This is a genomic window from Sinorhizobium sp. NFACC03 (assembly GCF_900103435.1).
In the GTDB taxonomy this organism is placed as follows: domain Bacteria; phylum Pseudomonadota; class Alphaproteobacteria; order Rhizobiales; family Rhizobiaceae; genus Ensifer.
In genome coordinates this window covers 1-17997 of sequence record NZ_FMXF01000058.1, presented here as the reverse complement: position 1 = coordinate 17997, position 17997 = coordinate 1, and the positions used below count along the sequence as shown (strand labels likewise).

The window sequence follows — 17997 nt, the reverse complement described above, 5'->3', positions numbered from 1 at the left end:
GGGCATCGTCAACTTAACGCAATGTCGAATTCGATGTGCGATGACGGGGCATGCCACATCGTGATCCGCTCTATCGCCGCCATCGCTTCCCCGCCGAGATCATCGCCCACGCGGTGTGGCTGTATTTCCGGTTTCCTCTCAGTCTGCGGATGGTCGAGGACTTGCTGGCTGCCCGTGGGATCATTGTCTCCCATCAGACAATCCGGCAGTGGGCGGAGAAATTTGGCCGCACCTTCGCCAACGAGATCCGCCGTCGATCATCCGGTCGGCTCGGAGATAAATGGTACCTCGATGAGGCCGTTGTTTCGATCCGTGGCAAGAAGCATTGGCTGTGGCGCGCTGTGGATCAGGACGGTTTCGTCTTGGAGGTTCTTGTGCAAAGCCGCCGAAATGCCAAAGCGGCCAAACGCCTGATGCGCAAGCTTTTGAAGAGCCAGGGTCGAGCGCCGCGGGTATTGATCACCGACAAGCTTCGATCTTACGACGCAGTCCGGCGGCGAGAGCGGATCATGAAGCGCTTCAAGTCACGTCGACATCTACAACGCTTCATCTCCATCCATGACCCGATTGCCAACCTGTTCCACATCCCCCGCCACGACATCCCCTCCAGCCATCATCGCGAACTGCGCGCAGCGGCGATGAACCTGTGGGTGAAAATCGCCCGATCATGACCGACGAACTCAGCCGGTGTTATGGCTGCCCTCGTTGCAGTTAAGTTTACGATGCCCTTCGGTGCACAACGAAAGAAGAGAAGGAGTTTCTGAAAATGACGAAGCATCTTCTGGCCGGCGTCTTCATCGACGGAATCCCGTTTTGCGCTGGTTCGGTCGTCGCACATCCGATCACCGCGTCCGAAGCCGTCAAGGCATCCTTCGATATCATCGAGACGAGTATCGCTACCAAGGGCGATACGGCGATCTTCTCGACCCGCGTGCGTGGCGAAGCGGGGACAGAGAAGCCGGCCGCCACCGGCAAGTTCGTTGGATCGGAGGTCTACGCCTATGTCTGGCCGACATCGCTCAACAGCGGCGATATCGGATTTGACAAGGACCAGGGCATCGTTGCGCTTGCCGTGACCTTCCATCCCGATTTTGACGATGGCGCCAACGGCAAGAAGAACCGTGACGCCTGGCATCCGCATTGGGTTGTCTTCAACGAGGACAAGGCGTGCCGCGGCGGTCTGAAGGTGAGGGACATTCCGGAAGGGACCAAACCGAAGCTCCCCGCGACCTGGCCCAATGTTCCGTTGTTGATCGACAGGCCCGACTACCCGACAATGTTGAAGAGCGATTTGGTCGAGGTTTCCATACCGCTGTCGTTTCTTGGCGGATTAGCGCTGCTTCCTATGATGGCGTCACGGCCGGGTTGAAGATAAATGCCAACCTTCACGCGCCGCTCTTGTGTGTCGACAACGTCTTCAAGGTCGCGTCGGGAAACCTCAGCCTGCCGGGTAAGGTGACAGCCGCCAAATGATCGCGGCGAAAGCTACCGGTTCTGCAGTTCCAGTGAGCGAAATCGAAACCTGACACACTCCGACGCCATGACCGATTTACGGCACAAGGCGACCGGGTGTACTCTTCTTCCGGGAACTGCGGCGGCGGTTTAACCTTAGGGGCCGGGATGGCGGCGTCTCTGTGATGGACTGCAACGCCCCCTACAAGGCGCCGGAGACGGGACGATGAGCTTGACACGCCGCCATATGCTGACCGGCACAATCGGGGCCGCAGCCCTTGCTCTTTCGGCGCCAAAGCCGACGCAGGCGGATGATGTGGTGGATTTCCTCTGGCAGCGGACAGGTCGAACGGCAATGCCTTCGGATCGCGTTCGACTCGACATGCCGGCGGAGTTCGCCACAGGCTACACGGTGCCCATGGACATTTCGGTCGACAGTCCGATGACGAAGACCGACTACGTCAAGTCGCTCAGGGTCTTCGCTCCGAAGAATCCGCTTGTGGATGTCGTTCAGCTCCATTTCGTGCCGGAGCGTAGCCTCGCGCGCATCTCGACGCGCATTCGTCTGGCCGCCCCGCAACACGTCGTGGCGCTTGCCGAGATGAGCGATGGCAGCCTGTTGATGACGAAGGCCTGGGTCGCCGTCGCCACCAATGGCTGTCTCTAGGGTCGGGAGGTCGGGCGATGACTACACCTGTTCCTCGCGTATTGGTTCCAGGCTCCGTGTCCAGGAACGAAGTGTTCCAGGTAAAGGCGATTATCCAACACGAGATGGAAACGGGCCTGCGTACCGACAGCGCGGGCCAAGTGATCCCGCGCAAGATCATCAACCGGTTTGTTTGCCGCTACGGTGGCGTCGAGGTGTTCCGTGCCGACTTGCACGAGGCGGTCTCGGCCAATCCATTCCTAGAGTTCTACCTGCGCGCAACGGAGAGCGGACGGCTCGAGTTCATCTGGGAGGAGGATGGTGGCGCCGTCTATTCGCTGTATCACGACATGGCGGTCACCTGACATGAGCGCGAAATCTAGGGGCGTGGCAGTCCGGCGCTGCAAGGAGGTTGCAAGCGACTTCGGCTTGGTGCTCGGACTTTGGCTGTCGGCCCTGCTTGTTCCGGGAGGTGCGATCGCTGCGGATGCGAGCCAGGGGGCCCAGATAGCAGCCACCTGCGCATCCTGCCACGACCCGGGCGGCCGCGGCCACGCTATTCCGCCGGTTACGTCGCTCGACGAGCAGACGATCATCAGGTTGATGCACAACTACCGGTCAAGCGAAGGCGTGAGCCCTGTGATGCACGCCGTCGCGCTGTCGCTGTCGGAAGAGGAACTGGTTGCGGTGGCGCGTCACCTTGCGTCCAAAGCCGGGAATCGAGGCTCGCCATGACGGACTGGACGCGTCGGCAGATCTGCGGGTTGGCCGGAGGTGTGCTGGCGACAGTCGCCGCGCCGCACGTCGGACGAAGCCAGAACGTGCCGCGCGTCATCGTGATCGGCGGCGGCATCGGCGGCGCGACGGTCGCCCGATATCTTGGCGACCTGAGAACGATGGACGTGACCCTGCTTGAGCCGAAACGCCGCTACGTCACCTGTTTCTTCAGCAATCTTTATCTCGCGGGACTTCGTTCGCTCACCAGCCTCACCTTCGGTTTCGAGGCGTTAGTCGAAAGTCATGGCGTCAAAGTGATCCATCAGGCGGCAACGGCGGTCAATCCGGTTACGAAGGCGGTGACGCTTCGAAGCGGGGAGAAGCTGGCCTATGACCGGCTGGTGGTCGCCCCGGGCATTGCCTTCAGATCCGGCGCGATCGGCAATTACGACGCGTCGACCGCAGAAGTCATGCCCCATGCCTGGAATGCCGGGCCCCAGAGCGAGTTGTTGCGACGACAGCTCGAAAGCATGGAGGATGGCGGCGTGTTCGTGATCGTCGCCCCTCCAAATCCGTTCCGTTGTCCGCCGGCGCCCTACGAACGCGCCTCGCTCGCCGCCTACTATTTCAAGAAGTTCAAGCCGAGGTCGAAGATCATTGTCGTGGATGCCAAAGATAGCTTCTCCGGCCAGGAACTGTTCCAGGAGGCCTGGGGGCGCCACTATCCTGGCATGATCGAGTGGCTTCCGTCCCAATTCACGGGGCCGGTCAAGGCCGTTGACGTCGCGGCGCGATTGGTGGTGACCGAAGGTGAGACGTTCAATGCAGCGGTCGCCAACGTCATACCCGCCCAGAAGGCCGGGCTCATCGCCGAGCAGGCGGGCCTCACCGACGTGTCTGGCTGGTGTCCGGTCGATCCGGTGACTTTCGAGTCGACACTCCGGCCCGGTATCCATGTCGTAGGCGACGCGATCATCGGCGGCGACATGCCGAAGTCTGCCTTTTCCGCTAACAGCCAGGCCAAGGCCTGCGCTTTTGCCATTGCGGCTGCGTTCAGGAGTTCGCCGCGCTTTCGGCCGCACCTGTTCAACTCATGCTATACGTTCATGGCACCCGATGACGCGTTCACCAACGCGATCACCTTCGCAGCTGATGACGGGAAGATAAAGGCCACCCGAACCTTCATCAGCAAGGTGGGCGAGAGCCCCGAGGTCCGCCGCCGTACGGCCCATCAAGCCGTCGGCTGGTATTCGGCCTTCACGGCAGACGTGTTCGGCGGAAGCTCCTGATGGAATTCTTGAGCTTGCGGGCCAACGATGTCAGATGAGACTGGCTCCGGCAGGCGCAGAAGCCAAATCGAATTCATCACCACCAGAACGCTCGATCCGGCCATGACAGCCGCCGCGAGGATCGGCTGCAGAAGTCCAAGCGCCGCCGCCGTCAAGGCGATGAAATTGTAACCGAAGGCCCAAAGAAGATTGGTGATAATGGTCCGGCGAACCGCGCGGGCTACGTCAACGACCCAGGGCAGCATCCGGAGCCCGCCGTCCGGCAAGACGAGCCCCGCGGCTTCACAGGCGAGGTCGGTGGCCGAACTGACGGCGATGCCGACATCGGCGTCGGCCAGGACAGGGCCGTCATTGAGCCCGTCGCCGACCATGGCCACCATGCCCCGCGACTGGCGCAGGCGGCGCAAGACACTCCGCTTCGCGTCAGGCGAGAGGCTGGCCGCGACCTGAGCAATGCCAATGATTGCCGCGATGCGTTGGGCCGTCCCGTGCAGATCGCCGGTCAGGAGCACCGGGTGCATTCCGCGGCTTTCGAGCGCCTCGATCGTTGCCGATGCCTCGGGCCGCGGCGTGTCATCGAGCAACAGCAGCGCGCGAACACGGCCCCTCCAGCCGACATGTATGAGTGAACGGCCATCGGCCTCTGCCGCGCGGGCCCGCGCGGACAGGTGCGTCGAAAGAGGCCACCCAAGATCGTCCATCAGCAACGCGCTGCCTGCCGCGATCGCCTCGCCGCTGAGCGTGCCCACGATACCCCGGCCGGGGATGATGTGGACACCCTGCGCCGGCGCCGGCCGAACGCCGCTGGCGCTGGCGGTCGCTGTGACTGCCTTCGCCAGCGCATGATCGGAGTACTGGGCGAGACTGCTTGCGCGCGACAGGACATCGGCCGCCTCAACGCCATCCCGTTCCATCTCGACGATGGTGGGCTTGCCCGCCGTCAATGTGCCCGTCTTGTCGAAAGCCACGCATTTTAGGCCGGCGAGCGCCTCCAGCACGCCGGGATCACGGACCAGGCAACCGCGACGCGCCAACCGCCCGATACCAAGCGTAGTTGCCAGCGGGGCGGCGAGCCCGACCGCGCATGGACAGGCCACGACGAGGACCGCCAGTCCGGTCAGCATCGCCTGGTCGAGCGGCAGGGACTGCGCCCAGTACGCCGCCGTCAGTCCGCTAAGGACGAGGACAATCGGTACCGAAATCGTGACGATCCGGTCGGCGATGCACTGCGTTGGACTGCGGTGCGAGAGTGCATCACGCACGGATCGGCAGATTCGAGCCCATTGGCTGTCGCTGCCGGCGCCGCTGCTGCGGATGAGCAGGGGGCCGTCGAAATTGACGCTGCCGGCGATCACCGGCGCGCCGAGCGCCTTGTGAAGCGACCGGCTTTCGCCGGTGATCACCGCCTCGTCGACGTTCGATTCCCCCTCGCAAACCAGGCCGTCGACGGGAATCCGCTCTCCCGGCAGCACCCGCACGAGCATGCCGGCCATCACCTCACCAGCTTGACGGCGCGTGTCCACGCCGTCAAGCACGACGGTCGCGAACTCGCTTTCTGCCGTCAGCAAGGGCTCGAGGTCGCGGGCAGCATTGGCCCGTGCGGCGGCCTCGAGATAGCGCCCAAGCGTGAACAGCAACAGCACCATTGCCGCGGTATCGAAGTACACATGGGCGCCCTCTAGCATGGCAAAGACGGAGTAGAAATAGGCCGATGCCACCCCCACCACGATCAACGCCGAGGAGGTCAGGCGCCCCGCCAGGGCGCTTTCGAACGTTTCCTGTAGGAAGGGGCCGCCGAGGAGCACGATCGCCGGCGTCGTGAACGCGAAGAGCAGCCCGTGAACCCATGGAAGCAGATAAGCATCGGCGTCGGAAATTGCGCCGGTGTAGAGAAAAAGACTGACGAGCATGATGTTCATGGAGAGGAAGGCCGCGACCCCGAGCCGGATCAGAAGCCACGCCGCCTCGGCCTCCTCGCCTCTGCCTTCCTTGACCTGATAGGCGATGTAGCAGCCGTAGCAGCAGAAGTTTCTTTCGGCTCCATTCAGCCTACGCTGCAGCGGCCGCCGGCCGACCGGAAGCAGGCAATGATCGCAGAACGCTTCGCCTTGCGCGCTCATAGGAGATGATCCCCATGGAAAAAGCCGACAGGCAGGACGCCACGGCCCAGCGTCACGAGGCCCAGAATCAGAATGAACGTACCGGCAATCCGGACGCCGCGCTGTCGCCACAAGGGTCGCATGACACCGCTGATCCCGCCCATCATCAGCATCGCCGGAAAGGTGCCGAGCCCGAAAACAGCCATTGTAAGAAAACCGGAAACTGCCCCAGCGGTGCTCGCCGCCTGGGCGAGAAAGGCGTAGACGAGCGGACAGGGCAGGAAACCATTGAAGACCCCGAAGGCAAGCGGGGCTGCGGGTCCAGGAGCTTTCAGCACTCTGCCCAGGGTCGTGGCGAAAGGGCTGCCGCCAGGGCCGGTGGTCAGGCGGTGAAGCCTCCCGAGGAGGCCGAAAAACTGCAGGGCGATCACGATCATCAAAAGTCCCGCGACGATCGCCAACACACGCTGCGCGGCATCAACGGGTCCGGCCAGCGGCAATGTCGCGAACGAGCCTGCGGAAGTGCAGACCACCTGGCCGAAGGCGCCGGCCAACGCGCCCAGGAAGCAATAGGTCGATAATCGTCCGGTGTTGTAAAGGAGGTGCCGCAGCGCCGTGGCGCCGGAGCCATGCTGGTCGCGGCCAAGCGCGCAGGCGAAACCGCCGCACATGCCGACGCAGTGGAAACTGCCGGCAAACCCTGCCGCGAACAATACGAGGTATGGAAGCATCCATGATCCTCCTGCCCAAGCCTGGCTGCTGCGGCGTCGATTCTTTCGCCACGGCCTATTTCCAGGCGAGGTATGCCACCCAAACGAAGAAGCCGATGTGGAAAATCGCGCCGCCGACGAAGGCCAGCGTCTGGATCAGCCCCGCATCGGCAAGCGAAAAGGCGGTCTGCGGCAACATCGCACTCCTCCCGTCAGCCCCAGAAAGCCAGGACGACATTAAGCGTCAACGTGGCGAGCAGAAAAACCAGGTTCAGTACTGCGACTGCTAGGATTATCCGGGCTGCCAACATTTCACATTTCCTGTTCCGCTGCCTTTGTCCTCAACACATCAGACCCGCCCCGGTCCCAGGCCGCCCCAATACCGGTAGGCGTAGTACAGGGCCCAGGCGAAAAGCACGAAGTACACGACCAGCAGCCACACCGGGATGGTGCCGTGGTGCGCCTTTATCGAGCCGCCCGAATATTCCTCCAGGTCGTGGCGGGTCGGGTCGGGGAGCTCTGGCTCTTTACGGTTGCCATTTTCGTCGTTGCTCGCGGGCACGTTCGTCATTTTCCATTTCCCTTTCGAAAAATTTTTGCGACGCCTCGTCCGTGTTGAACAAGGCCCCCGAGAGCACGCCCCAGATGAACAGGCACAGTGCGCCGAGGCTCATCAGAAGGGCGCCGAGATAGGGACCGGTAATTCCAAACTCGATCATGCTCAGCCTCCTTGCGCCGTTCCGGCCGCTGCATCCGGTTCGCCGGCGCCAACTGCTGTGCCGCTGCCGGGCACATAGGCTTTCTCCGGCGTCGCAGCCTGGCGGGTAAGATCGTCCAGCGCCTTGCGATCGGCCTCCGGAATGTTCAGCGGCTCGAGCGTGAGCGGGTCTTTGTAGGCCGAGAGCGCAAGCACGTGATAGGACAGCGCCCAGCGATCCTCATCCGCAAAGGCATCTCGATACGACGGCATGGGCGTGCCGCTCAGGCCGGTGGATATCGTGCGAAAGATATCCTCGACCGCTGTACCCGATTTGAACTGACCGCTTGTGAGGTCGGCCGGACCGATCGGGAAGCCGAGGTCGTCCTTGAGACCGGCGGCTTTCTGGCCATCACCCTTGCCCGTTTGGCCGTGACACTCCCAACATTTCGCCGTCTGCCAGATTTCCTGTCCCCGGGCGAGCATCTGCTCCGATGGGGCCGGAGCCCTGCCGATAATCAGCGGCGGGCCGGGCGGCTCCTCGACGAAGAACGCATACGGAGCGGACGGATCCGAGTGATCGACGGCGAGTTCGAATTTGATGTACTGGATGACGGAAAGGCGATCGTTGACCGGCAATTCGTGCCAGGCAGGCATGGCCGTGCCGCGAATGCCGCGCGTGATCGTGCGCAACAGGTCGCCGTCCGTCGGCAAGGGTTCCTTGGTGAGCCTGAACTTGAACACGGCAGCCGAGAAATCGCGGGGACGCTGTTTGTAGAGGAAGGTCGCGGCCGGCCCGTTCCCGTCACCTTTGACTCCATGGCATCCTAGGCACCGCCGTTCGTAGACCTCCTTGCCATGGGCGATCCACTCGTCCGAACGCGGCAGCGTGACGTCGATCACTTCCAACTGCTGCGGTTCGAACAGGTCGCGCCATTTACCGCGCTGCATGCCGAGTTTCTGGAGATAGGCGATGAGTGCTTGAAGCTCCTGCGTTTCAGCGGCGATTCTCACCGCATCGCCGCTGAATTGTTCGCCGGGCGTAAGGACGACCGGCCTCTTGTCGCGCGCCGCCAGTGGCACGAACAGCAGGCCGTCGGCATTCGGCGTCAGCGAGATCGTGGCCTGGCTATCGTAGTCGAACAGGGTCTCGGTCGCCGGCGACCTTTCCAGTGTCCGGTTTCCCGCTCCATCGTCGACGATGGGAACTGTTGCGTCGAGTTCGCTGAAGAGGCCTCGATAGGGGGCCATGACCGAGTCGGGCGACAGCATCCGGGGATCCCAGAAATGAGCAAGATGCCACTCGTCGCTGAATTTGAGACCGACCCGCATGAGGTCCGGGCCGATTCGCCGGGTTCCGAACAGGTGAGGCACGTCAAAGGCAAATTCGCCGGCTTCTGTTACCGGCCCCCACCGGCGCGTCTCGCCCGTGACGGGACGCACGAACTGGGAGTGGCAATACCAGCAGCCTTCGCGAAGGTAGATTGCGCGGCCCTCCTTCTGCAGCGGCGTGTAGTCCGTTGCGTCGGTGAGCATCCATTTGAGTTCGCCCATTCCCGTGCGGACTACGGCCGTTACCTTAGTGGTGCGTGCCGTGGGCTCGAAGAAGGGCAGGATGCCTTGCGTGAGCACGGCCAGAAAGAAGAAGAGGACGCCTGCTACCAGGGCTACGAACCGCGCAGTCATTCGGCTAGCTCCCCAGCCGGCAGTGTGCTTGGACCCGGCCGCGGAGCAATCTCTCTCTCGACGCTGGGCTGGGCAAACGTCGTCAAGGCGAGATTGATCACCAGCAGCGCCATGCCGAGATCCATGCTGATCCCGGCAATAGTGCGGATGAACCAGTACGGCTTCATCTGGGCCACGGTGTCCAGCCATTCGACCCCGTTCATCCATTGGAAGCCCTGCTGCAGCCCGCCGGCGGTCAACACAAGACCCATCGTCGAGATGCCGACCGTGATCAGCCAGAACGACCAGTTGCCTAGTCTGAACGAATAGAGTTCTCGGTCGAACAGACGCGGCCAAACATAGATCAGCCCCCCCATCGCCCATACGACAAAGGTCCCGAACACCGTCAAGTGGGAGTGCGAGATGACGAAGTCGGTAAAATGAGTTGGCTGTTGCAGGCTGCGCAGCGCCTCGGTCGATCCCTGGAAGCACCCGATAAGGTACATGATCGAGCCCATGATCAGGAACTTGGCCGGCAGGTTCCCGCTAAATTCATGCCACTTGCCCGTCATCGTGCCGAAGAAGTTCACGAGCACGGTCCAGACCGGGATGATCAGCAGCATAGAAGTGACGATTGCGATGGTCTCGGCCCAGTCGGCGATCGGACTGTAGAGATAGTGGTGGATGCCGACGAAAGGATAGAAGAGTGCGAGCGACCAGAAACCGACCAGCGACAGTTTGTGGGAAAAGAGCGGATTGCGGGCGCTGAGCGGCAGGAAGAAGTAGATCAACACATAGCCCGCGGGCGTCAGCCAAAGGCCCACGATGTAATGGATGTAGAGACCGTGGAACGCGGCGCTGTTGATGCCGGTGATCGTGTAGGGCAAGATAAAGCTGCCGAGCACAAGGTTCATCGTCGTCCAGACGAATGCTCCGATCAGGTACCACAATGCGACGTAGAGAGGAGGCTCGAGCCGCCTGGAGATGGTGATCAGGAACTGAGCGGTTACGGTCGCGACGATGGCGAAGATCGGGATCTCCGCGAAAAGTGGCAGTTCTCCCGCTTCCAGGCCGTGGTTCTCCCCGAAAGTCAGAGAGACAAGAGCGGCTGCAAGCGCCACATTCCAAAGCCATGCCAACGGCACGCCGAGCGCCGGCCATGGAACTCGCACGCCACAAAGACGCGGCACTAGGTAGTAGCACTCGCCAATGAACAGGGCCGAAAAGGCCCCGAAGATGACGCCATTGACATGGACCGGTCGCAGGCGGCCGAAGGTCAGTTCTAGATTGCCCGTGCCGAGATAGTCGGGGAAGGTGAACAGCCCTGAAATGGCGACGCCGACCGAGGGCGTCACCATCAGCCAGAACATACCCCAGTAGAGCCACGTGCGCACCACAGGGCCGTCAACCAGCGCGTCCAGGTCGACGTCGGCGAACCTACCGCGCAGTACGACCGCGGTCTCTGCCAAGACACATCTCCTCTTCGCTGCGACAGTTCGGTTCGCCGCAGCTGATCAAGCCCGTCGCGTGCCCCTAAAACTTCCCTGGCTGCAACACCGAACCGGTGTTTGACCAGGTTATATAGGCTTCGAGCGCCTTCATCGCGTCGGATTCCGGATCGATCTTCACGCCCTGGTTCGGCTTCTCGATGCACCAGTTGATCATGTCGCGCAGGGTTGCGAATTTGGCCATCTGCGCCTGGAACTTCGGGAAGGATTGCGGGTGGGTGTCCGATGCCATGGGATGACACATCGCGCAGGCCATGCCGGTTTTTGACAGGTCGTCGCCGACGCCCATCGCCTCGGCGGTTGCGGCATCGCCATGGAAGAGGAGGTCGCCCTTGCGGACCTCTTCCATGAACACCTCCTGGTACGCTTTCAATTGTTCTGGCTTTACTGGATCCTTGTGAGCGTTGGTCGGTCCCGCCAAAATGGCGGCCATGGCAATACCCCCGATCAGGGGGGCACGCCGCAGTGACCAGCGGAACTTCAGGGTTGTCATAACCGTTCCTCCGCTAATAGGGCCACATATTGTCGGCAATCCTTGGCCGGATCACCTCCGAGACATGCTTGTCGTGGTCTTCAGGCGATTGCACGAAGACCTCCTTGCGGCCCCACATCACATATTCCGTTTCCACCTCGTCGGTGACCGCCACGTCGATCTTGCTCCAGCCGACACCATCATAGGGATCGCCGGGGTCGACACGGATCATGGGCTTGGTAAGTTTCGGCAAGCCTTCCGGTGCATAGGGCCAAGGCCACGAGGTTGCCAGCATCCCGATCGACCGCAATGTGCCGATCTCGTTATAGAGGACCTGGTGCACATGGCCGTGAATGTTGGTGACCTTGTTGAACGGCTTCAGCACTTCATGCACTTCGCGCCAGTCACGAACCCAGAAATTCCAGGGCGGATAATATTCGTAGAGCGGGTTGTGGCTAAAGATGACCACCGGCCGCGCCTTGTCCCAGTCGGCCAATGTCGTTTCCATCCAGTCGAGCTGGTCCCGTCCAACGCCAGCCCATGGCCCGGCGACTGTGCCGTCGAGCGTTGCCATATGGCCCATGCGCTCCTCGGGGGTCATGTTCTTGGCAGTCCAATAGTCCGGTCCGCGACTGACGGTGTCGAGGCCGATAAAGCGGACACCCTTATGGTCGAAGGACCAGTTGGGTTGGCCAAACAGCTCGCCCCATTTCTTGCCCATGTCGAGGTACCAATCATGCTCGCCCGGGATGTAGTGTTTCGGTATCTTAATCTCTTTCAGCAGGTCGACGCCGAGTTCAAGCTCCTCGATCTTCCCGAGCTGCGCGAGGTCACCACCGAAGATCAGAAAATCGGCGGGCGGATCCATCGCCTGGACTTCCTGCGCCGCACGCACGACCTTATCGACGAAGCGCGTGTTCAGGGATCGTGGATAGAGATGGGTGTCGGAGATCCAGGCAAACTTGAAGGGCGTTTCGGCTGCATGCGCGATGTCGAGTGTGTTGAGCAGCGGCCACCACGCGAAGGCCTGGCCGACGGTTGCGGCGCCGAATACCAGTGATCCGTGAATGAAGGTGCGGCGGGTGATTTTCAGCGAGTCGTCGGGTCGAACCCCTTCGGGTTGCAAGACGGAATGCATTTCGCGACGAATGCGATCAAGTTCGTCAGACATGACGTTTCCTCCTTTAAGACCGACAGAAGAACTCGGCCCCACAGAGGCAGACATGGCTTGAAGCCACGTCATTACTTTTCTTGTTTTTACCGTGCTTTACTTCGAACTACTTCTTCTTGAGCTCGATATCGAGCGTCGTGGCTTTTCCGCCCTCAACGCTTACAGGTATTTCCATCGGCCCGATGAAGGGCTGCACCGCTACAAGTTTATACTGGCCGGGCGGAACATCAGTGATCGAGAATTTCCCATCGGCCCCGGTAACCGCGTAGTAGGGATTGTCCACCACGTAGATCCAGCCTTCCATCCAACCATGCGCGTCGCAGTCGATGCGAACCGTGCCTGGGCGGGGCAATTCAACCGGGATGCGCTGGCCCTTGTTCGGCAGAGCCAGGTTGAAGGTCGTGCGCTTGCCGTAGTAGCCATGCGTATTGTGAAGCACCGGGTCCGAATTGACCACGTCGAGCGGTCCGGCGGCAATCACTTGCACTTCCGGTTCGAAGCGGCATTTCTCATTGTCGAGCTCAGGTGTCTTGCCGGCCGCCGGCCAATCCTTGCCGGAGGCCACCTCGACCAAGTACACGACCGCGCTTTCGACAGCCTGGTTTGCTCCAACGCGGATCAGCGGCTCTTCCCGCGGATCCCCGCAAACCTCGACATCCTTGGTGGGTATGATCTTCTGCGTCGGGACGCTGCCACGATAGACGATAACGCCTTCGATGGACCCACCTCCGGTTACAGCGCTTACCTCGTAGGACAGCGCGGGGGTTGGCATAGTCATCACTGCGGCGGCTACGAGAAACTCAGAGAAGTGGTGCCTTCTCACAGCAAGCCTCCCTTCCCAAGGGAAAGGTTGCATTTTCGTTCAGAATGATTCTAATATCAAGACGAATTCGCGACTTCGGTAGGGCTGGCGAAGAGTGCAACACGCCAGCGGGAAATGACCCGGCCGCACCAAATCGCATCCACTTGCAAATCGGCTCTTCTGACCAGCCCGCCGGTCTCACCAGGCATCCGCTTGAATCGCTGCCGACAGCGTGCGGCGAAAACATCGGCTCGCGAGGAGGGAGGCACTTGGAAGGGCAGAATGATCAGCGTGAGGCTTCGGCTTTTTACCGCACGATCCTCTATGGCGTCCTCTCGGCCGCGGCATTCATCGTCACTGCGCCTGTTCTCGGCGCCTCGTCCGTGACGATCGGCGGACCGTTTAGCCTAATCGCACCGGACGGATCGACGGTAACCGATGCAAGCTTCCGTGGAAAATGGATGCTCGTCTTCTTCGGTTACACCTATTGTCCCACCATCTGCCCCACGACACTGAGCGAGATTGCACTAGCCCTCGAGAGGCTTGGCCCCGACGCGGCGAAGGTGCAGCCGGTCTTCATCACTGTCGACCCCGAACGCGATACACCCGAGGTGATGGGGCAATATACCGGCGCGATCGACCCGCGCATCGTAGGGTTGAGCGGAAGTCAGCGGCAGATCGCCGCCGTATCGGAGGAATATGGCGCCTACAGCGAACGGCACACATCGGCAACAAGCTCAGACGACTATGTCGTCGATCACAGCACATATATTTACGTCATGGACCCGCAAGGCAGCTTTGTGCGCGGACTGCAGGCCGGAACGCCCGCTGACACAATAGCCGACACCCTGCGGCGCCTGATGACAAAGGCAGGTCAGTAAAGCTACGTCGAAACGGGTGCACGCGGAGGCAGGAAGGCCATGCCGGAACGGTTGTCGCATTCCGAAATGTCAGGGACGATGCGTTACGATCGGTTCTTTGCAGATGCGATAGCGCAACTCCATACCGAGCAGCGCTATCGGGTGTTCGCGGACCTCGAGCGGATCGCCGGTTACTTTCCTCGCGCAATCTGGCATGCACCAAACGGGCCTAAGGAGGTCGTTATCTGGTGTTCCAACGACTATCTCGGCATGGGGCAGCACCCGAGCGTTGTCAGTGCGATGATCGACACGGCCAAACGCCTCGGAACAGGCGCTGGTGGGACGCGCAATATATCCGGAACCAGCCATCCGCTGGTCGAGCTTGAACATGAGCTCGCCGACCTTCATGGCACAGAGGCAGCGCTGGTCTTCACCTCCGGATATGTTTCAAATCAGACGGGAATCTCTACCATTGCGAAGCTGATTCCCCAATGCGTGATCCTATCGGATGCGCTCAACCACAATTCCATGATTGAGGGCATACGGCAGTCGGGCGTGGAAAAGCGGATTTTCCGCCACAACGATCTCGGCCATATCGAGGAATTGCTGAGGACGGCCGGGCGGACACGGCCGAAATTGATCGTGTTCGAAAGCCTCTATTCGATGGATGGCGATATCGCCCCGGTCGGCCGCATCTGCGATCTTGCCGAACGTTACGGGGCCATGACCTATCTCGACGAAGTCCATGCAGTCGGCATGTACGGCCCGCGCGGCGGCGGCATCGCCGAACGCGACTGCGTCATGCATCGGCTCGATGTCATTGAAGGAACGCTTGCCAAGGCATTCGGCTGTCTCGGCGGCTACATTGCAGGAACCGCCACGCTCATCGATGCGGTTCGCTCCTACGCGCCGGGATTCATCTTTACATCAGCGTTGCCGCCACCGATCTGTGCCGCAGCCACGGCCGCGATCCGCCATTTGAAGGTGTCGCAGGCTGAACGCCAAGCTCATCAGAACCGTGTCCAGCGGGTGAAGGCGGAGCTAATTGCGGCGAAGCTGCCGGTCATGGCCAGCGACAGCCATATCGTTCCGGTGCGGATCGGCGATCCGGTGAAATGCAAGGCGGCGAGCGACAAGCTGCTCGCCGACCACGGCATCTACATCCAACCGATCAACTTTCCAACTGTGGCGAGGGGAACCGAGCGGCTGCGTATCACGCCCTCTCCGTGCCACGACGACACCATGATCGGGCAACTGGTGGCAGCGCTCAGCGATGTTTGGCACGAGCTGGGCCTGCCAGGGGAATGTGCAGCAAGCGCGGTAGAAAGAAGGGACTACCGCGCAAAGTCTTAAATGGACGGCTCCGTTGCAAGGGTCATCGCGTCATTGTTGATCTGCTCAGATGCGCGACGCGACAAAGGGAGGGAGACATGACGGCCAAGGAGATCAAGCTCGCCTTCCAGGCGCGGGACAGCATGCTGCATGGCATCGATACGCTTGCCCGCGCGGTCGCGGTTACGCTTGGGCCGCGCGGTCGAAATGTTGCCATCAATCGCTCGTTCGGCACGAAGATCACCAAGGACGGTGTGACAGTCGCGAGAGAAGTCGAACTCGAGGACAAGTTCGAGGACATGGGCGTTCGGTTGCTCAGGCAGGTCGCCATCAAAACCTCCTATCAGGCTGGCGACGGCACGACGACGGCGGTCGTGCTCGCCGACGCAATCCTCAGGGGCGGTGTCCGGGCTGTCGCTGCTGGCATGAATCCGATGGACGTGAAGCGCGGGATAGATCGTGCGGTCGAGGTCGTCGGTGCGGCGTTGAAACAGAATGCACGAGCCGTCGCTTCAAATGTCGAGATCATGCAGGTCGCCACGATTTCGGCGAACGGAGACCAGGAGATCGGCCAGATCATCGCCGAGGCGATGGCAAAGGTAGGTAGCGACGGCGTGATCATGATCGAGGAGGGCAGGTCGCTCGAAACCGAAACTGAAATAACAACCGGCATTCAGTTCGACCGCAGCTACATCTCTCCCTATTTCGTCACCAATCGAAACAAAATGCGGGTGGAGATGGAGGACGCGTTTGTCCTTGTTTGCGAGAAGAAGCTGGGGAGCCTTAGCGAAATCTTGCCACTTCTGGAAAAGGTCGTGCAGGCGGACAAACCGCTTCTCATCATCGCCGAGGACATCGAGCCCGAAGTCAGGGCGGCGCTGGTCGTCAACAGACTTCGCGGCGGCCTCAACGTGGCTGCCGTCAAGGCGCCGGCCTATGGCGAGCTCCGCAAGGCGATCCTGCAGGACATAGCGCTGCTCACCGGCGGAATTGTTATCTCCGAGGATCTCGGCCTTAAGCTTGAGACCATATCGCTCGACGACCTCGGCCGTGCCCGGAAGATCAGGGTCGACAAGCAGAATACCGCGATCGCGGAAGGAGGCGGGTCAAGCACGGAGATCGCTGCACGGATCGCTACGATCAAGGCGCAGCTCGAACTATCCCCGTCTGACTTTGATCGGGAAAAACTTCAGGAGCGGCTGGCGCGGCTCTCCGCCGGGATTGCCGTGATCCGAGTCGGCGGTGCGACCGAATCGGAGGTCAGGGAGAAGAAGGATCGTATCCGCAACGCCATGCATGCCACCCGCGCAGCCGTAGAGGAGGGTATCCTGCCGGGCGGTGGCGTTGCACTACTGCGCGCAAGCAAGTCGATCCAGACGCTGAAGGCTGGGAACCCCGACCAGCAGGCCGGCATCGACATCGTCAGGGAAGCCGCAACCTGGCCAGCGAAACTGATTGCATCCAACGCGGGCGAGGATGGCTCGGTCGTAGCAGCTAGAATTCTCCAGAGGGATGACTACGACTGGGGTTATGATGCCCAAGCCGGAACGTTTCGCGATCTGCTCGTGGCGGGCATTGTCGATCCCGCCAAAGTCGTGCGCACGGCGCTGCAAGGTGCCGCCTCCGTGGCGGGTCTGATGATCATGACGGAAGCGATGGTGGCCGAGGTGCCTGGCCCACCGCCGCCTGAGCTTCCCGGCCACCATGACCACGAGGACAATCTCGACATCGATTTCTAAATTGGAGCATCCCGCTTTGTAACGGATGAGATATTTTAGATTCAAAGGGTTAGATGTTTGATCCCAGGCTTCGATGGGGGCATCCTTGTTTTCCGATTCAAACGTCAGAAGGGCATCGTAAACTTAACTGCAACGAGGGCAGCCATAACACCGGCTGAGTTCGTCGGTCATGATCGGGCGATTTTCACCCACAGGTTCATCGCCGCTGCGCGCAGTTCGCGATGATGGCTGGAGGGGATGTCGTGGCGGGGGATGTGGAACAGGTTGGCAATCGGGTCATGGATGGAGATGAAGCGTTGTAGATGTCGACGTGACTTGAAGCGCTTCATGATCCGCTCTCGCCGCCGGACTGCGTCGTAAGATCGAAGCTTGTCGGTGATCAATACCCGCGGCGCTCGACCCTGGCTCTTCAAAAGCTTGCGCATCAGGCGTTTGGCCGCTTTGGCATTTCGGCGGCTTTGCACAAGAACCTCCAAGACGAAACCGTCCTGATCCACAGCGCGCCACAGCCAATGCTTCTTGCCACGGATCGAAACAACGGCCTCATCGAGGTACCATTTATCTCCGAGCCGACCGGATGATCGACGGCGGATCTCGTTGGCGAAGGTGCGGCCGAATTTCTCCGCCCACTGCCGGATTGTCTGATGGGAGACAATGATCCCACGGGCAGCCAGCAAGTCCTCGACCATCCGCAGACTGAGAGGAAACCGGAAATACAGCCACACCGCGTGGGCGATGATCTCGGCGGGGAAGCGATGGCGGCGATAGAGCGGATCACGATGTGGCATGCCCCGTCATCGCACATCGAATTCGACATTGCGTTAAGTTGACGATGCCC

20 protein-coding genes are annotated in these 17997 nt (G+C 61.0%); 9 read left to right on the top strand and 11 right to left on the bottom strand.

Annotated features, from left to right (window positions below; genetic code table 11):
- Positions 1-50 precede the first annotated feature (50 nt).
- From BLU35_RS33775 to BLU35_RS33750, 6 genes are all read left to right on the top strand, one after another.
- Entirely contained in the window at positions 51-671 is a 621-nt protein-coding gene (locus tag BLU35_RS33775) for an IS6 family transposase (RefSeq protein WP_093236371.1), read from the top strand.
- Positions 672-766: 95 nt separating this feature from the next.
- Positions 767-1369 (top strand): hypothetical protein, encoded by a 603-nt coding sequence (locus BLU35_RS33770; protein ID WP_286161725.1) that lies wholly within the window; start codon positions 767-769, stop codon positions 1367-1369.
- Between the two features lie 309 nt (positions 1370-1678).
- Positions 1679-2119, top strand: a complete 441-nt coding sequence (locus BLU35_RS33765) for a thiosulfate oxidation carrier protein SoxY (RefSeq protein WP_093236384.1) — start codon at positions 1679-1681, stop codon at positions 2117-2119.
- A 17-nt stretch (positions 2120-2136) separates the two neighbouring features.
- Positions 2137-2463 (top strand): thiosulfate oxidation carrier complex protein SoxZ, encoded by a 327-nt coding sequence (gene soxZ, locus BLU35_RS33760; RefSeq protein ID WP_176907571.1) that lies wholly within the window; start codon positions 2137-2139, stop codon positions 2461-2463.
- Position 2464: 1 nt separating this feature from the next.
- Complete coding sequence (locus BLU35_RS33755; protein WP_176907569.1) at positions 2465-2833, top strand: c-type cytochrome; 369 nt, start codon at positions 2465-2467, stop codon at positions 2831-2833.
- Positions 2830-4104 carry an NAD(P)/FAD-dependent oxidoreductase gene (locus BLU35_RS33750; RefSeq protein WP_093236382.1) on the top strand — a complete coding sequence of 425 codons (1275 nt, stop codon included), beginning with the start codon at positions 2830-2832 and terminating at the stop codon, positions 4102-4104. Before BLU35_RS33755 ends, BLU35_RS33750 begins: the two co-directional genes overlap by 4 nt.
- Here BLU35_RS33750 and BLU35_RS33745 read toward each other — a convergent pair.
- The 10 genes from BLU35_RS33745 to BLU35_RS33705 form a co-directional block, all read right to left on the bottom strand.
- A complete protein-coding gene (locus BLU35_RS33745) occupies positions 4047-6023 on the bottom strand; it encodes a heavy metal translocating P-type ATPase (RefSeq protein WP_286161723.1) in 1977 nt (658 codons plus the stop codon). The two genes, BLU35_RS33750 and BLU35_RS33745, sit on opposite strands and share 58 nt — an antisense overlap.
- A 197-nt stretch (positions 6024-6220) precedes the next feature.
- Positions 6221-6934, bottom strand: coding sequence for a sulfite exporter TauE/SafE family protein (locus tag BLU35_RS33740; RefSeq protein ID WP_093236381.1), 714 nt, complete (start codon positions 6932-6934; stop codon positions 6221-6223).
- A gap of 55 nt (positions 6935-6989) precedes the next feature.
- Positions 6990-7112 (bottom strand): hypothetical protein, encoded by a 123-nt coding sequence (locus BLU35_RS36525; RefSeq protein ID WP_286161722.1) that lies wholly within the window; start codon positions 7110-7112, stop codon positions 6990-6992.
- Positions 7113-7262: 150 nt separating this feature from the next.
- Positions 7263-7484, bottom strand: a complete 222-nt coding sequence (locus BLU35_RS33735; RefSeq protein WP_093236380.1) for a hypothetical protein — start codon at positions 7482-7484, stop codon at positions 7263-7265.
- On the bottom strand, positions 7441-7632 hold the full coding sequence (locus tag BLU35_RS33730) for a hypothetical protein (RefSeq protein WP_093236379.1): 192 nt from the start codon (positions 7630-7632) through the stop codon (positions 7441-7443). The genes BLU35_RS33735 and BLU35_RS33730 overlap by 44 nt, the downstream gene beginning before the upstream one ends.
- A 2-nt stretch (positions 7633-7634) precedes the next feature.
- Positions 7635-9296 carry a cbb3-type cytochrome c oxidase subunit II gene (locus BLU35_RS33725; RefSeq protein ID WP_093236378.1) on the bottom strand — a complete coding sequence of 554 codons (1662 nt, stop codon included), beginning with the start codon at positions 9294-9296 and terminating at the stop codon, positions 7635-7637.
- Positions 9293-10744 (bottom strand): cbb3-type cytochrome c oxidase subunit I, encoded by a 1452-nt coding sequence (locus tag BLU35_RS33720; RefSeq protein ID WP_093236377.1) that lies wholly within the window; start codon positions 10742-10744, stop codon positions 9293-9295. The genes BLU35_RS33725 and BLU35_RS33720 overlap by 4 nt, the downstream gene beginning before the upstream one ends.
- A gap of 64 nt (positions 10745-10808) precedes the next feature.
- The gene (locus tag BLU35_RS33715) at positions 10809-11276 is read right to left on the bottom strand and encodes a c-type cytochrome (RefSeq protein WP_093236376.1); all 468 of its coding nucleotides are present in this window, start codon (positions 11274-11276) and stop codon (positions 10809-10811) included.
- Positions 11277-11289: 13 nt separating this feature from the next.
- Positions 11290-12426 (bottom strand): metallophosphoesterase family protein, encoded by a 1137-nt coding sequence (locus tag BLU35_RS33710; protein ID WP_093236375.1) that lies wholly within the window; start codon positions 12424-12426, stop codon positions 11290-11292.
- A gap of 106 nt (positions 12427-12532) precedes the next feature.
- On the bottom strand, positions 12533-13204 hold the full coding sequence (locus BLU35_RS33705) for a carboxypeptidase regulatory-like domain-containing protein (protein WP_093236374.1): 672 nt from the start codon (positions 13202-13204) through the stop codon (positions 12533-12535).
- A gap of 293 nt (positions 13205-13497) precedes the next feature.
- Between BLU35_RS33705 and BLU35_RS33700 the strand changes: the two genes are divergently transcribed.
- The 3 genes from BLU35_RS33700 to groL all read left to right on the top strand — a co-directional run bounded on the left by BLU35_RS33700 (position 13498) and on the right by groL (position 17159).
- Positions 13498-14109, top strand: coding sequence for an SCO family protein (locus tag BLU35_RS33700; protein ID WP_093236373.1), 612 nt, complete (start codon positions 13498-13500; stop codon positions 14107-14109).
- 39 nt (positions 14110-14148) lie between these two features.
- The gene (hemA, locus tag BLU35_RS33695) at positions 14149-15441 is read left to right on the top strand and encodes a 5-aminolevulinate synthase (RefSeq protein ID WP_176907567.1); all 1293 of its coding nucleotides are present in this window, start codon (positions 14149-14151) and stop codon (positions 15439-15441) included.
- 77 nt (positions 15442-15518) lie between these two features.
- Positions 15519-17159: a chaperonin GroEL gene (gene groL / locus BLU35_RS33690; protein WP_093236372.1), complete on the top strand. Its 1641-nt coding sequence runs from the start codon at positions 15519-15521 to the stop codon at positions 17157-17159.
- 167 nt (positions 17160-17326) lie between these two features.
- On the opposite strand, the gene BLU35_RS33685 is transcribed toward groL, so the two are convergent.
- Complete coding sequence (locus tag BLU35_RS33685; RefSeq protein WP_093236371.1) at positions 17327-17947, bottom strand: IS6 family transposase; 621 nt, start codon at positions 17945-17947, stop codon at positions 17327-17329.
- Between the last annotated feature and the right edge of the window lie 50 nt (positions 17948-17997).

Bases quoted from the DNA above. Each gene is read 5' to 3' on its own strand.
- BLU35_RS33775 (WP_093236371.1), top strand. From the start codon at position 51: ATGCCACATCGTGATCCGCTCTATCGCCGCCATCGCTTCCCCGCCGAG.
- BLU35_RS33770 (WP_286161725.1), top strand. From the start codon at position 767: ATGACGAAGCATCTTCTGGCCGGCGTCTTCATCGACGGAATCCCGTTT.
- BLU35_RS33765 (WP_093236384.1), top strand. From the start codon at position 1,679: ATGAGCTTGACACGCCGCCATATGCTGACCGGCACAATCGGGGCCGCA.
- soxZ (WP_176907571.1), top strand. From the start codon at position 2,137: ATGACTACACCTGTTCCTCGCGTATTGGTTCCAGGCTCCGTGTCCAGG.
- BLU35_RS33755 (WP_176907569.1), top strand. From the start codon at position 2,465: ATGAGCGCGAAATCTAGGGGCGTGGCAGTCCGGCGCTGCAAGGAGGTT.
- BLU35_RS33750 (WP_093236382.1), top strand. From the start codon at position 2,830: ATGACGGACTGGACGCGTCGGCAGATCTGCGGGTTGGCCGGAGGTGTG.
- BLU35_RS33745 (WP_286161723.1), bottom strand. From the start codon at position 6,023: ATGAACATCATGCTCGTCAGTCTTTTTCTCTACACCGGCGCAATTTCC.
- BLU35_RS33740 (WP_093236381.1), bottom strand. From the start codon at position 6,934: ATGCTTCCATACCTCGTATTGTTCGCGGCAGGGTTTGCCGGCAGTTTC.
- BLU35_RS36525 (WP_286161722.1), bottom strand. From the start codon at position 7,112: ATGTTGCCGCAGACCGCCTTTTCGCTTGCCGATGCGGGGCTGATCCAG.
- BLU35_RS33735 (WP_093236380.1), bottom strand. From the start codon at position 7,484: ATGACGAACGTGCCCGCGAGCAACGACGAAAATGGCAACCGTAAAGAG.
- BLU35_RS33730 (WP_093236379.1), bottom strand. From the start codon at position 7,632: ATGATCGAGTTTGGAATTACCGGTCCCTATCTCGGCGCCCTTCTGATG.
- BLU35_RS33725 (WP_093236378.1), bottom strand. From the start codon at position 9,296: ATGACTGCGCGGTTCGTAGCCCTGGTAGCAGGCGTCCTCTTCTTCTTT.
- BLU35_RS33715 (WP_093236376.1), bottom strand. From the start codon at position 11,276: ATGACAACCCTGAAGTTCCGCTGGTCACTGCGGCGTGCCCCCCTGATC.
- BLU35_RS33710 (WP_093236375.1), bottom strand. From the start codon at position 12,426: ATGTCTGACGAACTTGATCGCATTCGTCGCGAAATGCATTCCGTCTTG.
- BLU35_RS33705 (WP_093236374.1), bottom strand. From the start codon at position 13,204: ATGACTATGCCAACCCCCGCGCTGTCCTACGAGGTAAGCGCTGTAACC.
- hemA (WP_176907567.1), top strand. From the start codon at position 14,149: ATGCCGGAACGGTTGTCGCATTCCGAAATGTCAGGGACGATGCGTTAC.
- groL (WP_093236372.1), top strand. From the start codon at position 15,519: ATGACGGCCAAGGAGATCAAGCTCGCCTTCCAGGCGCGGGACAGCATG.
- BLU35_RS33685 (WP_093236371.1), bottom strand. From the start codon at position 17,947: ATGCCACATCGTGATCCGCTCTATCGCCGCCATCGCTTCCCCGCCGAG.